Below are 17278 nucleotides of genomic sequence, written 5' to 3'. Positions count from 1 at the left end.
GCCGCGGGCTGCTACGTCCGACCCCAGTGGATCACCTGGGCGGCTCCGTCAGGTTGCGCCTGTAAGGGATTCCCTTGCTGCCATGACCCGAACCCGCGAGAATGTATTTATGGCAAGTGGGGCAGCTTACACATTGACGGGCGTCATCCACGAATCCTCGGCGACGACGGTCTACCGGGGGGTTCGAGAGAGCGACCGCTCCCCGGTGGCGATCAAGCGGCTCAAGAGCGAGCGCCCGCTGCCTGTCGAGATCGCGAAGCTCAAGTACGAATACGCCATCGCCCGAGACCTCGCGCTGCAGGGCGTCGTGAGGGTCTATGGGATCGAGATGGTGGGGAGCAGCCTGGCGCTCATCATGGAGGACGCGGGCGAGCGCCCGCTCAACGAGCTCATCAGCGCGGGCAAGCTGAAGCTGGAGGACGCGCTCCGTATCGCGATCTCGATCGCGGACGCCCTGGAGTCGATCCATCGGAGAGGCGTCACTCACATGGACGTCAAGCCGCACAACATCCTCGTCAACGCGGAGACGCTGGAGGCGAAGCTGACGGATTTCGGCAGCGCGACGCGCCTGTCGCAGGAAGCCCATAAAGCGAACCGCTTCGCGTCCTTCGAGGGGACCCTGGCCTACATGTCGCCGGAGCAGAGCGGGCGGCTGAACGTCGTCATCGATCGCCGCACGGACCTCTACTCCCTGGGCGTCACCCTGTACGAGATGGTGACGGGCGTCCTCCCCTTCCGGACGACGGACCTCATGGATCTCGTGCACAGCCACATCGCGCGGACCCCGCCGGCGCCGCACACCGTGTCGCCCGCGGTGCCGAGCGCCGTCTCCGACATCGTGATGAAGCTCCTCGCCAAGAGCCCCGACGACAGGTATCAGAGCGCGCACGGGCTCAAGGTCGACCTGGAAGAGTGCTCGTCGCAGCTCTCCGCGAAGGGGAAGATCGAGCCGTTCCCCGCCGGCCGATACGACTACGTCGATGAGCTGCGGGCGCCTCAGAAGCTTTACGGCCGGGAGACCGAGGTCGCGCTCCTCTCCGACGCGTGGGTCCGCACGAGGCAGGGCGGGAGCGAATCCGTCCTTGTCTCCGGCTACTCCGGGATCGGCAAGTCGGTCCTCGTGAACGAGCTCCAGAAGAGCGTCGTTCGCGAGAGAGGGTATTTCGCGACCGGCAAGTTCGACCAGCTCAACCGGACCACGCCGTACGCGGCCGTCGCGCACGTCTACCAGGAGCTCATCCGCAACATCATGGCGGAGTCCGCCGAGGCGCTGGCGCAGTGGAAGCGCAGGCTGGCGGCGGCGATCGGCTCGAACGGGCAGCTCCTCGTCGATCTGATACCGGAGCTCGAGCTCCTCCTCGGCCCTCAGCCGGCCGTCCAGGCGCTCGGCCCCACCGAGTCGCAGGCGCGGTTCCAGCTGACGCTCCAGAACTTCTGCCGCGCCTTCCCCTCCAAGGAGCGCCCCCTGGTCCTCTTCTTCGATGACCTGCAGTGGGCGGACGCGGCGTCGCTCAAGTTCCTCCAGACCATCGCGGCCGAGGCGCGGATCCCCTACATGCTCATGATCGGCGCGTACCGCGACAACGAGGTCGACGCGAGCCACCTGTTCTCCGTGGTCCTCGGGGAGCTCCGCAAGAAGGCGGCGGCGGTGAGCGAGCTGACGCTCAAGCCGCTCGCCTTCGCCGACGTGAACCAGCTCGTCGCCGACACGTTGAGCTGCGATCCTCACCGCGCGGAGCCCTTCGCGAGGCTCGTCTTCGACAAGACCCGGGGCAACCCGTTCTTCATGAGCCAGCTCATGAAGAGCCTGCACGCCGAGAGGCTCCTCTCGTTCGACCCCGGCGGCTTCTCGTGGACATGGGACATCGATCGCATCCGCGAGGCGAAGGCCTCGGAGAACGTGGTCGAGCTCATGGTGGGCAAGATGCGCCGGCTGCCCGAGCGCGCCCAGCGCATCCTCTCCCTCGCGGCGTGCGTCGGCCACCAGTTCGACCTGACGACGCTGGCGATCGTGACGAGGCGGTCGCGCCTGGAGGCGGCCCGCGAGCTCTGGGGCGTGCTCCGCGAGGGCTTCATCCTCCCCGTGGACGCGGAGTCCAGGTTCTTCGATATCGCCATGGACGGTGAGCTCGCCGTCGCGGAGGACGGCTCCGGCGAGGAGCTCAACGTCTCTTACAGGTTCTTGCACGATCGCGTGCAGCAGGCCGCCTACGCGCTCATGGACGACGCGGACAAGCAGGCGGCGCACCTCCAGATCGGGCGGCTGATGCTGGAGGACAGCAGGCGAGAACAGTCCGAGGCCGAGCTGTTCGACATCGTGGGCCACATGAACAGGGGTGTTTCCCTGATCACGGACGATCGCGAGAAGCGGGCGCTCTCGCGGCTGAACCTCGACGCCGGCAAGCGGGCGAAGATGGGGGCGGCCTATGACGCCGCGGTCCATTACCTCGAGATCGGGACATCGCTGCTCGACGCCGAGAGCTGGAAGAGCGAGTACGAGCTCGCGTTCGCGCTCCACGCCGAGCTCGCGGAGTGCAGGTGCCTGAGCGGCGGCTTCGAGGCGGCCGAGCCGCTGTTCGACGTCCTCGCGACCCAGGCGAAGAGCACGCTGGATCGCGCGAAGGTCTGCGTGCTGCGCATGACCTTCTACCTGATGCTCGGCCAGATCAACCGGGTGATAGACCAGGCGCTGGAGGCGCTCGGGCTCCTCGGGGTCGAGCTCCCGCAGGCCGCCGAGGAGCGCGAGGTGATGCTGCGCGCGGAGCTCGCCGCCTTGCGCGCGAGCCTGGAGGGGCGCGCGATCGCCGAGCTCATCGACCTGCCGCTGGCCTCCAGCGAGGAGACACAGATGACCCTGGGCCTCCTGGCCGAGCTGGCGACGCCGGCGAACGCCGTGGATCCCACCCTCGCCTTGCTCGTGGTGGTCAAGCAGATCAACCTGTCGATAAAGCACGGCAACTCGGCCACGTCCGCCCTGGGGTACGTCTCGTTCGGCAGCATGCTGGGGAACGATCTGCCCCTGTTCCGGGACAACCCACAGCGATACGAGGAAGGGTACGAGTTCGCGAAGCTCGGGATCGCGCTCAACGAGAAGCTCAACAACGTTCGCCTCACCTGCAAGCTGCTGATCTACTTCGCGGCGACACTCCATCTGTTCGAGCATCTCTCGGCGACGATCGACTGCTTCGGGCGTTCCCGCCAGGCCGGGCTGGCGAGCGGCGACCTGGTCTATGCGTCGTATTGCTGCATGCACATCGCGGCGGCGAAGCTGAACCTCGGCGACGATCTGGACGCGCTCGCGGACGAGATCGAGCAGAACCTCGCGCTCGTGCGGCGGATCGGCGACCTGACCACGATTCACGGCCTGGTCTGCGCGAAGCAGGTGGTCGCGAACCTCACGGGTCGAACCGAAGGGGGGCACTCCCTGAGCGGCGGGTCGTTCGACGAGGCCGAGTTCACGAGGTCGATCGAGGGGCCGGAGCTCGGCTACGTGGCCAGCTGGTACAGCGCCTTCAAGCTCCAGCTGAGCTACCTCCACGGGGACTACGCGTCCGCGCGCTCGCTCCTGGCCACGGCCGAGCGGCAGAGCGTGGGGTGGACGACCCACGCCTGGGCGACGGAGATCGTGTTCTTCGGCTGCTTGACGCTCGCGGCGTCGTGCGACGGGGCGTCGGACGGCGAGCGGGCAGAGCACATGGAGGCGATCGCGAGGCTCGAGGCGAAGCTGAACCACTGGGCGGAGCTGAGCCCGTCCAACTACGCCCACAAGAGCACCCTCGTGGCGGGCGAGGTGGCGCGCCTCTCGGGGAGGACCCGGGACGCGATGATGCTCTACGAGAAGGCGATCGAAGCGGCGAGGGCGAGCCGGTTCGTGCGCGACGAGGCGATCGCGAACGAGATCGCGGCGAAGCTGTACGAGGCCGAGGGGCTGCTCCGGTCCGCTCGGGCCTTCATGACGGACGCCTACCACGCGTACCTCTTGTGGGGGGCGACAGCCAAGGTGGAGAGCCTGGCGCGGGTCGCTCCCCACCTCGTGCCCGCCGACGGAGGGCTCCTCGGGCCGCGCAGCGTGGTCGCCTCGTCGCGCTCCGGCAGGGCGCAGACCACGTCGACGACGCGGCTCAGCACCAGCATCCTCGACGTGGAAGCGGTCATCCAGGCTGCGCAGGCGCTCGCGGGCGAGGTCGTCCTGGAGAGCGTCGTGAGCCGGCTGATGGAGATCGTCATCAAGAACTCCGGCGCGCAGAAGGGCGCCCTCATCCTCGAGCGCGAGCAGCACCTGCTCGTCGAGGCGGTCGTCACGGCGGAGCCGAGCTCGCTCCGGGCGGGCCTGGCCGCCCCGCTCGAGGGGAGCGCCGACGTGCCGGTCTCCATCGTGCAGTACGTCGCGAGGACGAAGGAGCCCGTGATCCTGGCGGACGCGACCCAGGAGTCCCGGTTCGCGGGCGACCCGTACATCGCCGCGTACGCCCCGAGGTCGATCCTGTGCCTGGCCATGGTCCACCAGGGCCGGACCAAGGGGATCATCTACCTGGAGAACCGGCTCGCCCCGAGCACCTTCAAGCCGGCGCGGCAGGAGCTCGTCAGGCTCCTTCTGACGCAGGCCGGGACGGCCGTGGAGAACGCGCTGCTCTACGAGCACCTGGAGCACCGCACGGCGGCGCTCCAGGAGGCCGAGCAGCGGCTCGGGGTCGAGTTCGCCGGGCGAGAGCGGAGCGAGCGGGAGCGCCTGTCCTTGCAGGAAGAGATCATCCGGGTGCAGAACGACCGGCTCGCGGAGCTGTCCACCCCCATCATCCCGATCACCGACCGGATCATGGTCATGCCGCTGATCGGGATGATGGACAGCGCGCGGGCCCAGCAGGCGCTCAGCACCGCCCTGCACGGGGTCGAGTCGAACGGCGCCGAGGTCGTGATCATCGACATCACCGGCGTGAAGCTCGTCGACAGCGACGTCGCGAGCACGCTGATGGCCACGGCGAGGGCCCTCCGGATGCTCGGGGCGCAGGCCGTGATCACGGGCATCCGCCCCGAGGTCGCGACGACCCTCACGGGCCTGCAGATCGAGTTCAGGGAGATCGTGACGCGGGGGACGCTCCAGAGCGGCATCGCGTACGCGCTGCAGAGGACCGGGAGGACCGACGGCCTCGTGAAGAGCGCCGCGCGTTGAGCGCCGCGCGTTGAGCGCGGCGCCGGCTCGACCGGCTCAGGTCCTCGCCTCTCCGCTGTCGGGGCTGCTGTCCGGGCCGCTTCTCCGGGAGCTCCATCGGCTCAACCCCGAACGCGCGGTGCTCTCGGGGATCCTGGCCCGCACGCGGCTCTGCGCCGTGATGTGCGCCCGGACGACGCGGGCCACGGACGCGACCTGAGGCGGCTCCATCATGGTGAAATGGTTGCCCGGGACCTGGTGCATGACGAACCGTCCGCGGGTGAGGTCCCTCCAGTAGTCGACGTCGTCGGATTCGCTCGCGTCGAGCTGCTCGCGCGCGCGCACGAACAGGACGCTGGCTTCCGTCGGGCGCGGCTCGTAGAGCGTCATGGCGCGCCAGGTGCTCAGCACGATGGCGCGGAACGGCGCGTCCTCCTGGAGCGCGGCGACGAAGCCCTGGTACGCCTTGGGGGCCGCGTCCTTGAGCCCGATCAGCTGCCGGAGCACGTCGTCGGCGCTCTCGATCGACGCGCCCCGCGCGGCCGCCAGGGATCCGGTGTCCAGCAGGAGGAGCTGCACCTTCTTCCCTTCCGCCAGGAGCTGCTGCGCCATCTCGTAGGCGATCACGCCGCCGGCAGAGTGGCCGCCCAGGAGGTACGGGCCCTCCGGCTGGACGGCGCGCAGCTCTTGAACGTACCGCGCCGCCATGGCGGGGATCTCGGTGAAGACGGGCTCGTCGGGCTCCATCCCCGACGCCCGGATCCCGTAGATGGACAGCTCGGCGCCCATCTGCCGCGCCAGCTCGCGGTAGATGAAGATCGTGCCGCCGATGGGCTGCACAAGGAACAGCGGCCCCTTGCGGTGCGACCCGACGTGGAGCGGGACGGTGAGCCGGCCGCGCCCGCGCCCCGACGCCACGCTGGCGCTCCTGTGGGTGGGCGGCGCGGCGGCGCTCGAAGGCTGGCTCTCGTGGATGTGCTCGGCGAGCGCCGCGACGGTGCGGAGCTCCAGCAGCGTGTGCACCGAGAGCTCGACCTTCAGCCGCTCCTTGATCAGGGTCCGCACCGCGATCGCGCTCAAGGAGTCCCCGCCGAGGTCGAAGAAGTTGTCGTGCGGCCGCACCTTGGCCACGCCGAGCACCTCCCTGAAGATGCCCGCGAGCGCGCGCGCCGCGTGATCCGCAGGCGCCCCGGCCCTCTGCTCGGAGCTCGCGTCGCCCCGGTCCGTCGCAGGCGCCGGGCGCGACGCCGCGTCGCCGCTGTCGAGCGCCGACGAGGGCGCCGCCGCCGTCGCAAGCGCCGGGCGCGAGGCGCCGAGCACGTACGGCGTGCGCTTGAACGGGTACGTCGGCAGCGGGACGCGCCGGCGCCGCTCGTCCCGGGAGAACGCCGCCCAGTCGACGTCGGCGCCGGCGCACCAGAGCTGGCCGACGGCGGCGAGCAGCGCCTCCAGGTCCGTCCGATCGGAGCCCGAGCTCGCCATCGTGGTGAGGATGAGCCGCCCCGCGCCGGCGTCGGGGTGCTGGCTCGCCAGCGTGGACAGCGTCCGCCCGGGCCCGACCTCGACGAAGACGTGCTCCGGGTCGAGGAGCAGCGCTGCGAGCCCTCGCCCGAAGCGGACGGTCCCCCGGAGGTGCCGAGCCCAGTAGGACGGATCCTGGGCATCGGCGTCCGTCATCCACGTGCCGGTCAGGTTCGAGAGCATCGGGATGCGCGGCGCCCGTCGCTCCAGGGAGGCCGCCAGCTGGGTCAAGCGGTCCGCGAGCGGGCCGACGAGCGAGGAGTGCGCCGCCGTGGCGATCGGCAAGCGCCGGGTCTCGTGGCCCTCGCGCGCGCACTCCCGCTCGAGGCGCTCGATCGCCGGCAACGTCCCGGAGACGACGCACACCTCCGGGCCGTTGACGGCGGCCAGGGAGAGGCCGTCGCCGAGCCGATCGAGCAGCGCGTCCTCGGAGAGATGCACGACGAGCGTCGCCACGTCCCTGGGCAGCTGCTCGTACAGGCGCCCGCGCGCCGCGATGAGCGTCACCGCGGCCTCGAGCGACAGCACGCCCGCGACGCAGGCGGCGGTGTACTCGCCCAGGCTGTGTCCGCTGACCGCCGCGGGGCGGATGCCCCACGACAGGAGGAGCCGCGCCGTCGCGACCTCGGTCGAGAAGATGGCCGCCATGTTCGCGCAGGGGGCGCGCAGCTGCTCGGCCGCGCGCTCCTGCTCCTCGGGGCCCGGGAAGAGCAGCGCCCGGATATCCATGGAGAGCGCGCGCTGGAACAGCGTGGCGCACTGATCGAGGCTCTCCCGGAAGACGCGCTCGCTCCCGTACAGCTCTCGCCCCATGTCCACCCGCTGGGAGCCTCCGCCGGGGAAGAGGAACACCACCTTCGGCGCGCGGCCCTCGGCGACGTCGCCGAAGGCGTGGGCGGGATCGCGCGCTCGCAGGCGGGCGGCCGCCGAGACCGGCTCGCGGCAGACGACGGCGCGGCGATGCGCGAAGCGCGCCCGCCCCTGCTGGAGCGTGAAGGCGACGTCGGGGAGGGAGACGTGCGCCGCGTGCCGCAGGTGCCCGGCCAGCCGATCCGTCATGCCCTCGAGCGCTTCGCTCGTCTGCGCGGACAGGACCAGCAGCTGGCAAGCCCGCGACGGGCCGGACGGCTCCAGCGCGGGCGCTTCCTCCAGGACCACGTGGGCGTTCGTGCCCCCCATCCCGAAGGCGCTGACCCCGGCGCGGCGCGGGCGCGTTCCGCGCTTCCAGGCGAGCGGCGCGGCGTTGACGAAGAACGGGCTGCTCTCCAGGTGGAGCTCGGGGTTCGGGCGCCGGAAGTGGAGCGTGGGCGGGATCAGCTCGTGCTCGAGCGAGAGCGCGGCCTTGATGAGCCCGGTGGCCCCGGCGGCCGCCCCCAGGTGCCCCAGGTTGCTCTTCACCGAGCCCAGCGCGCAGAACCCGACTTTGTCAGTGCCATTTCCGAAGGCGCGCGACAGGGCGGCGACCTCGATCGGATCGCCGAGCCTGGTGCCCGTCCCGTGGCCCTCGACGAAGGTGATGCTCTCCGGCTCCACCCCCGCGGCGGCGTGCGCCTTGAGGATCGCCTGCGCCTGCCCGTCCGTACCCGGCGCGGCGTAGCCGACCTTGCGCGAGCCGTCGTTGGTGATCGCGGATCCGAGGATGACGGCGTGGATGTGGTCGCCGTCGCGCAGCGCGTCCTCCAGCCGCTTGAGCACGACCACCGACACGCCGCTGCCGGCCACGGTCCCCTGCGCGTCGGCGTCGAACGGCCGGCAGTGGCCGTCCGGCGACGCGAGCGAGCCCTCCTCGTGGACGTGGCCGAGCCGCGTCGGCGGGAGGACCACGACGCCGCCCGCGAGGACCATGTCGCACTCCTTCGTGGCGAGGCTCTGGCAGGCCAGGTGCACCGCGACGAGCGACGTCGAGCACGCGGTCAGCACCGTCACGGCGGGCCCGCGGAGGCCCAGCTTGTACGCCACCCGCGTCGTCAGGCCGTCGCTGACGTTCCCGGTGAGGATCCGGTAGTACTCGGCGCTCAGCGGCGCCTTGGGCATGCCGACGCGCTCCAGCCAGTACAGCGGGGCGTCGCTCCCGGCGAAGACGCCGACCGATTGCTCGCACGAGAGCGGGTCGTAGCCGGCCCTCTCCATCGCCTCCCAGGCGCACTCGAGGAAGATTCGGTGCTGCGGGTCCATGAGCATCGCCTCGTTCGGGCTGTAGCCGAAGAACCGCGCGTCGAAGCACATCGCGTCGTCCAGCACGCCGCACGCCGGCACGAGGTTCGGCGCGCGGATCAGCTCCAGATCGACGCCCGAGGCCTCCAGCTCCTCGGGTGTGAAGAAGCGGATGCCCTCGACGCCGTTGCGCAGGTTGAACCAGAGCGTGTCGACGTCGCGCGCCCTGGGGTAGCGCCCCGACATCCCGACGATCGCGACGGCGTTCGCGGGCGCCGCCTTGCGCTCCGGCGCGGGGGCCCGGTTGCTCGAGGGGCGCGTCGGCGGCGCCGGCGCCGCGGTCTCGTCTGCCTCCGCGGCCCGCGAGGCCGCCCCGAGGTGAGCGGCCAGGCTGCGGATCGTCGGGTGCTGGAACAGCTCCACGATCGGCACGCTCCGGCCGAGGCGCGCCTGGAGCGCGGCCTGGACCTGCACGAGCAGGAGCGAGTGGCCGCCGAGCTCGAAGAACCGATCATCGAGCCCCACGCGGTCGAGGTCGAGCACCTTGCGCCAGATCTCGCTCAGGACGGCCTCGATGTCCGAGGCCGGCGCGGCGGTCCTGGGCTCGGCGCTCGGCGTCGGGCGCTCGGGCGCGGGGAGCGCGCGCCGATCGACCTTCCCGCTCGCGTTGAGCGGCAGCGCGTCGAGCTTCACGAAGATCGCCGGGACCATGTACTCGGGGAGCTTCGCCGCAAGGAACGCCCGCAGGGCCGGGAGGAGCGCGCGCGCCTGCTTCGCGCGGAGCGGGTCGTTGATCAGCGGCGAGCGCGCCTGTCCCTCGGCGGCGCTCGCGCCGAGGAGGGCGCGCGGCCTCCGAGGATCCCCGTCGCGCTCGAAGAGGACGTCCATGCGCTCGGGGCCTCCGGTCCGCGACCAGGTGACGCGGACCGCGTAGCCCAGCCTGCCGCCGAGCTCCCAGAGCGCCTCCGGCTGGATCGCGGCGCCGGCGCGCGCGGGGCCCGCGGCGCAGAGGTCCTCCTTGGTCCCGCTCGCCGTCGAGAGCGCCGCTGCCAGGGCGACGTCCGCGTGCACGCGCGCGTTCGGGATGCCCAGCACCTCCAGCGCCTCGGGGCGGTCCTCCCGCAGCGATCGCTCGATCTCATCGATGTCCGCCGGCGCCGGCCCGCCGATCGATCGCGCGATCGCGGCCGGCTCCGCCGCCGCGCCCACGAACAGCACGACGTCGTACCGGTAGCGGGTCATCTCCTCGGCGCCGTGGCCGCGCTTGAGCCAGATCTCCACCTGGCTCACGCCCGGGATCCGGCCGTGCAGGGCGCGGAAGTAGTCGGGCGCGACGACGAGCTCTTCCTCGGTCGAGAGCGCCCGCCGCACCCGGCCACGCAGCTCCTCGGCCGCGGTATCCGGCGACGCCCGGTGGAGCTGCACCGACGCGTGGAACGCCTCGAGGAGCGGGAGGCTCCGCACGTCGCCGATGAACACGAGCCCGCCGGGGGCGACCGAGCGGACGGCGCCTTCGAGCACCGATCGCAGGTAGTCGGCGCCGGGGAAGTACTGCACGATCGAGTTGAGGACGATCACGTCGAAGCTTCCGGGCTCGACGTGGCTGAAGTCGTTGGCCTCGCGGCGCGCCAGCGTCACGTGTGCATACGCCCCGGCGGCGAGCCTGGGGCGGAGCAGGGAGATGGCCTGCTCGGAGAAGTCGGTCCCCAGGTAGGCTTCGCAGCGGGGCGCCGTCTTCAGGAGCAGGAGGCCTGTCCCGCAGCCGATCTCCCAGACCCGCTTCGGCTGGAAGGACAGGATCCGCTCGACCGTGAAATCGCGCCACGCGCGCATCTCCGCCGCCTCGATGGGCGCGCCGGTGTAGCTGCTGTTCCAGCCCGTGATGTCGAGGTCCGGATCGGTGACGGCGGTGTCCTTCGCGTAGGTGTCGTCGTACAGCGCGCGCCACTCCGTGACGTGGCCCGCCTGGAGGCTCGCGTCGTGCGCCGCGGGCTGCCCGCCGCTCGTCGGGACCACGTAGGCGACGAGGCGCTTGTCGCCGTGGGCGTCGTCGGTCGCGAGGACGACGGCGTCGTCGAGGGCGGGGTGCTGCCTGAGCGCGGCCTCGATCTCGCCGAGCTCGAGGCGGAAGCCGCGGACCTTGACCTGGTGGTCGAGCCTGCCGAGGAACTCGATGTTGCCGTCGTGCAACCAGCGGACGAGGTCGCCGGTGCGGTACATGCGGGCGCCGGGCGCGTCGGAGAAGGGGTCGGGGAGGAAGCGGTCTTCTGTGAGCTGCGGGTCGTGGAGGTAACCGCGGGCGAGGCCGTCGCCGCCGATGTAGAGCTCGCCAGGGACGCCGACGGGGACGGGCTGTCGGCGCGGGTCGAGGACGTAGACGCGCACGTTGTCGATGGGCCGGCCGATGGGCGGCTTTCGTGAGGCGTCGCGGTCGTCGTGGGCGCCCCTGGCGAGGGCGCAGGAGGTGGTGACGACGGTGGCCTCGGTGGGGCCGTAGTTGTTGACGACCTCGAAGGGGATGGCGCGGTGAGGCCAGCGCCGTAGCCTGTCGCCGCCGGTGAGCAGGGCGCGCAGCGAGCAGCGCGCGGGCCAGTCGAGGCGCAGCAGCTCCTCGGCGATCGGGGTGGGGACGAAGGAGACCGAGATGTGCTGTTCCAGCAGCCACTGCTGGAGCTCCAGGGGCGAGCGGCGGAGGGGCTCGGAGGGGATGTACAGGCAGGCCCCGGAGCAGAGCGAGGGCCACATCTCCCAGACGGAGGCGTCGAAGCCCGGGCTCGCGATGAGGGTGGTTCGATCCGTGCTGGACAGGGCGAACCGCCGCCTGTGCCAGGCGACCAGGTTGGTGAGCCCGCGGTGCTCCACGAGCACCCCTTTCGGCCGGCCCGTCGAGCCCGACGTGTAGATGACATACGCCGGGTCGGAGGGGCCCGTGCTCCTCGGCGGCGCCGAATCAGGCTGCCCGGTGAGCGCCCGCCCGTCGGCGTCGAGGCGGATCACCACGCCGCCGAACGCGGGGATGCGGTCGGCGAGGCGCGCCCCGGTGATGAGCACCGGCGCCCTGGAGTCGTTCAGCATGAGCTCCAGCCGCTCGCTCGAGCTCTCGGGGCCGAAGGGGACGTACGCCCCGGAAGCCTTGAGGACCCCGACGATGCCGATCAGGAGAGCGAGCGACCGCTCTGCGTGGATCGCGACCGCCGTCCCCGGCTCCACGCCGGCCTCGCGCAGGCGGTGGGCGAGCTGGTTCGCCCGGCGATCGAGCTCGCCGTACGTCAACGAGCCGCGGTCGGTCACGGCGGCCAAGGCATGCGGCGCGCGCGCCGCCTGCTCCTCGAACAGGTCGAGGACGCACCGGTCTCCTGGAGGATCGACCGCCGTGTCGTTCATCTCGATCACGAGCCTCCGCTGCTCGACGCGCGTGAGCAGCGGCAGCGACGACACCGGCTGATCCGGCCCCGAGGCCGCGGTGGAGAGCACCGTCAGCAGGTGCTCCGCCATCCGCTCGATCGTCGCTCGGTCGAAGAGATCGGTGCTGTACTCGAACATCGCCGTCACGCCGCCGGGGCTCTCCCAGGAGTACAGCGAGAGGTCGAAGATCGTCTTCTTGGCGTCGGCCTCGATGGGACGGACCTCGACCCCGGCGAGCGCGAGATCGCGCTCCGCGGGGCTCTGCGGGGCGAAGGCGATCTGCACGACCGGGTTGTAGCCCGGGCTGCGCTCGGGCCTCAGCTCCTGCACGAGCACATCGAAGGGCAGCATGTCGTGCTCGTAGGCCTCCAGGCACAGCTGCCGCACCCGCTGGAGCAGCTCGTCGAAGCTCGGGTCGCCGGACAGATCGACGCGCAGGGGCACGATGTTCACGAAGAAGCCCATGATCTCCTCGAGATCCATGCGCGCCCGGTTGGCGCTCGGCATTCCGATCAAGAGGTCGTCGCGCTGCGTGTAGCGGTGCAGCAGGACGGCAAAGGCGGCCATGAGGACCATCGTCACCGTCATGCCCCGCTGGGCGCTGAGCTCCCCGAGGCGCTCCGCGAGCGGCGCGTCGATCCGGAAGGAGACGGTGGCGCCGCGCAGGCTCTGGATCGCCGGCCGCGGGTGATCGCTCGGCAGATCGAGCAGGGGCGGCGCGTGGAGCAGCCGCTCTTTCCACCAGGCGAGCAGCGCTGCTCGGGCGCTGTCCCTCATCTGTTCGCGTTGCCACGCGGCGAAGTCGGCGTACTGGATCGCGAGCTCGGGCAGCGCCGCGGGGGCGCCCCGGCGGTGGCCGTCGTAGAGGATGGCGAGCTCGCGGAACGCGAGCTCGATGGACCAGCCGTCGGTCGCGATGTGATGGAGGTGGAGCCACAGGACGTGGTCCTCCGGCCCGAGCTTGAGCAGGCAGGCCCGGAGCAGGGGGCCTCGCTCGAGGTCGAAGAGGGTCTGCGCCTCCGCGTTGATGCGCTGGTGCGCCGCGACCTCCCGCTCTTCCGGGGAGAGGTGCTGGAGATCCATCACGTTGAGCTGCAACGAGCCCTGCGGGGCGATGATCTGGACCGGCCGCCCGTCGCGCTCCGCGTAGGTCGTCCGCAGGATCTCGTGCCGCTGCGCGAGCTCGCGGAGGCTCTTGTCCAGCGCCCCGGTATCGACGCGCCCGCGCAGGCGGAACGGGAACAAGCAGTTGTAGGCCCGGCTCTCCGGCGCCAGCCGCTGGAGGAACCAGAGGCGCTCTTGCCCGAAGGACAGGGGCAGCGGCCCGAGGCGCGGGACGGGCGAGATCGCGCGCTCGGCCCCGCGCGCCGCGGGCTCCTGCCTCACGAGGGGCGCGAGCTCGGCGATGGTCGGGCGGCGGAAGAGCTCCTGGAACGCGAGTTCGACCCCGAGCGCGCTGCGCACCCGGGAGAGCAGCCGCACGGCATGGACAGAGCTGCCGCCCAGCTCGAGGAAGCTGTCATGCACCCCCACGCGCTCCTGCCGCAGCACCTCCTGCCAGATCTCGGCGAGCGCCCGCTCGACGGGAGAGCGAGGCGCGACGAAGGCGTGCGCCAGCGCGGCCCGCGCGGGGCCGGGGGCCGGGAGCGCCGCCCGGTCGACCTTGCCGTTCGCCGTCATCGGCAGCGCGTCGAGCGCGACGAAGGCGGACGGCACCATGAACTCGGGCAGCCTGCCCTGGAGGTGAGCGCGGAGCGCCGCCGGCGACGCCTCCACGCTCTCCACTCCTCGCGCGGAGGCTCCGTCGCCGCGCGTCGGGACCACGTAGGCGACGAGGCGCTTGTCGCCGTGGGCGTCGTCGGTCGCGAGGACGACGGCGTCGTCGAGGGCGGGGTGCTGCCTGAGCGCGGCCTCGATCTCGCCGAGCTCGAGGCGGAAGCCGCGGATCTTGACCTGGTGATCGAGCCGGCCGAGGAACTCGATGTCGCCGTCGTGCCGCCAGCGGACGAGGTCGCCGGTGCGGTACATGCGCGCGCCGGGCGCGTCGGAGAAGGGGTCGGAGAGGAAGCGCTCGCGGGTGAGCTCCGGGTCGTGGAGGTAGCCGCGGGCGAGGCCGTCGCCGCCGATGTAGAGCTCGCCGGGGACGCCGGCGGGGACGGGCTGTCGGCGCGGGTCGAGGATGTAGACGCGCACGTTGTCGATGGGCCGGCCGATGGGCGGCTCGCGTGAGGGGGCGCGGTCGTCGTGGGCGTCCCTGGGGAGGGCGCAGGAGGTGGTGACGACGGTGGCCTCGGTGGGGCCGTAGTTGTTGACGACCTCGAAGGGGATGGCGCGGTGAGGCCAGCGCCGTAGTCTGTCGCCGCCGGTGAGCAGGGCGCGCAGCGAGCAGCGCGCGGGCCAGTCGAGGCGCAGCAGCTCCTCGGCGATCGGGGTGGGGACGAAGGAGACGGTGATCTGCTGCTCGATCAGCCACCGCTGGAGCTCCAGGGGCGAGCGGCGGAGGGGCTCGGAGGGGATGTACAGGCACGCGCCGACGCAGAGCGCGGGCCACGTCTCCCAGACCGAGGCGTCGAAGCCCGGGCTCGCGATGAGGGTGGTTCGATCCGTGCTGGACAGGGCGAACCGCCGCCTGTGCCAGGCGACCAGGTTGGTGAGCCCGCGGTGCTCCACGAGCACCCCTTTCGGCCGGCCCGTCGAGCCCGACGTGTAGATCACGTACGCCAGGTCGTCCGGCGCCTGGCCAGCGGCCGGAGGCACCTTGTCCACGGGCTCGCGATCGAGCATCGCCCGATCCGCGTCGAGGCGAACGACGCGGAGCCCGCGGCTCGGCACGCGGCAGGCGAGGTCGTCGCTGGTCAGGAGCGCCGACACCTTCGCGTCCTCCAGCATGAACGCGAGCCGAGCCGCCGGATAGGCCGGGTCGAGCGGGACGTACGCGCCCCCCGCCTTGAGCACGCCGAGCGCGGCCACGATCATGTCCGGCGAGCGCTCCAGGCAGATGCCGACGAGCGCGCCAGGCCCGGCGCCGCTCTTCCTGAGGAAGTGGGCGATCTGGTTGCTCCGCCGATCCAGCTCGGCGTACGTGAGCCGCTCGCCTTCGAACGCCACCGCGGCGGCGGAAGGGGCGCGGCGCGCCTGCTCCTCGACCTGCTCGTGGACCAGCTCGCGCGGCGGGGCCGTCGCCGCGCCGCTGCTCCAGTCGACGAGGAGCTGGCGCCGCGCGTCGGCCGACAGGAGAGGCAGATCCGAGATCCGCTGATCGGGGGCCTCGGCAGCGCCGCCGAGCAGCGCCTGCCAGTGCTCGAGCAGCCTGACCGCGGTCGCCTGCTCGAAGAGATCGCGGCGGTAATCGAGCCTCGCGACGACCCCTGCGGCGGCGTCCTCGACGCTCACCACGAGATCATGACCGACGTACGGCAGAACGAGGTTCGTCCGGGTCAGCGTCAGCAGCGGCCCATTGCACGGCGGGGGGCTCGGGGGCGCCGCCGCGAAGAGGACCTGGACGAGCGGCGTGCGGCCCGGGTCGCGCGGCGCGGCGAGCTTCTCCAGCAGCGCCCTGGCGGGAACCTCGCTGTTCGCTCTGCCCTCCTCGATGGAGCGGTGTACCTGGCGCAGGAGCTGTCGGAACGAGGGCTGTGCGCCGAACCTGCCCCGCACGATCACCGGGCCGCCGAAGAGGCCGATGAGCTCCCGGACGTCCGGCGTATCGCGCCCGGGCAGGGGCGTGCCGATCAAGACATCCTCCTCGCCGGTGATCCGGTGCAGGACAGCCAGCATCCCCGCGAGCAGCGCGGTGAACAGGCGCGCTCCTTCGTCCCGGGCCGCCGCTTCGAGGCGCTGGAGGAGCGACGGGTCGAGCGCGCGCTCGACCGACCCTCCGTCGAAGGCATGCACGGCGGGCCGCGGCCGGTCCGTCGGAAGATCCAGGGCAGTCGGCGCGCCGGCGAGCTCCCGTGTCCAGTGGTCGAGCCGCGCGTCGAGGCGATCGCCGGCGGCGCGGTCGAGCTGCCGCCGGACGTGGTCCTGATAACGCATGGGCAGCGCCGGAGGCGTCATGGAATGGTAGAGGGCGCAGAGCTCCGAGAAGAACAGCCCCACGCTGAAGGCGCCGTCGCAGACGAGGCCGTGCATGGACAGCGCGACCAGGTGGCGGCGCGGGTGCGCCCGGATGAGCGTCACCCGCCAGAGCGGGGCACGCTCGAGATCGAAGGGGCGAGCGGCCTCCTCGCGGGCGGCCGCGAGCGCCGCCTCGTCCGAGGTGGGCTGTAGGTCCGGGGCCAGGTCCACCTCTCCGAGGTCGATCGCCACCGCGGGCCTGACGACCTGCGCGGGCTCTCCCTCGCGCTCGACAAAGGAGGTCCTGAGCGGCTCGTGGCGCGCCGCGATCTCCTCGACGGCGCGGCGCAATCTGGGTACATCGAGATCCCCGTCGAGCCAGGCCGCGCCGCCTTCATGGATGACCGGCGCGGGACCATGGACTCGAGCAAGGAGCCATTTCGTCTCTTGCTCGAAGGAAAGTGGCGCGTACGTCAGCTCAACCATGGCGCATGCCCTCCTGTCCGTTGATGTTAGAGAGCACCTCCCTCCTCCCGCTCCGAGCGTTCGGAGAGGCCCTTGCAATGGGCTCACGCGCGCCGCGTAGGCGGCACCCATGCAGGTTGTCAGGCACTCCATTCGCTCGCGCGCCGGCTGTCGGCTCAGCGATGTCCTCGGTGACATGGCGCTCCTCCTCCCGAGCGCGCAACTCATCCCCGAGCGCGCATCAGGCGTACGCCTGTCACGGAACCATCACGCGAGAACTCGACGTCTTCGCCTCCCCCGGCGACACCTTTTTTTGGTCTACAGTATTAATAATGATCCTTTATCGTGGTATTGCCAAGCGGAATGATCAAAATCGTTCGGGCGACGAGCGGAAGGCTCATCTCGATCATGTTCGAGCTCCCGCCTAAATAAGTTCATCTGTGACACGCCCTGCGCTGGTCGGCGCGGCGCGGCGCCCGGGGCCGCGCCGGCCGGGGACCGCGTTTGGCCCTGAACAGCCGGCGCCTC

The 17278-nt window shown here is 71.5% G+C and carries 2 protein-coding genes; one reads left to right on the top strand and one right to left on the bottom strand.

The features are described from left to right. The first annotated feature begins 109 nt into the window (after positions 1 to 109). The gene (locus ACSRUE_RS46755) at positions 110 to 5170 is read left to right on the top strand and encodes a protein kinase domain-containing protein (protein WP_441289195.1); all 5061 of its coding nucleotides are present in this window, start codon (positions 110 to 112) and stop codon (positions 5168 to 5170) included. A gap of 36 nt (positions 5171 to 5206) precedes the next feature. On the opposite strand, the gene ACSRUE_RS46750 is transcribed toward ACSRUE_RS46755, so the two are convergent. Beyond that, complete coding sequence (locus tag ACSRUE_RS46750) at positions 5207 to 16771, bottom strand: amino acid adenylation domain-containing protein (RefSeq protein ID WP_441289194.1); 11565 nt, start codon at positions 16769 to 16771, stop codon at positions 5207 to 5209. Positions 16772 to 17278 lie beyond the last annotated feature (507 nt).

It is taken from the genome of Sorangium sp. KYC3313, assembly GCF_052075895.1.
Lineage (GTDB): Bacteria > Myxococcota_A > Polyangia > Polyangiales > Polyangiaceae > Sorangium > Sorangium cellulosum_B.
This window is presented reverse-complemented; position numbering and strand designations above follow the sequence as displayed.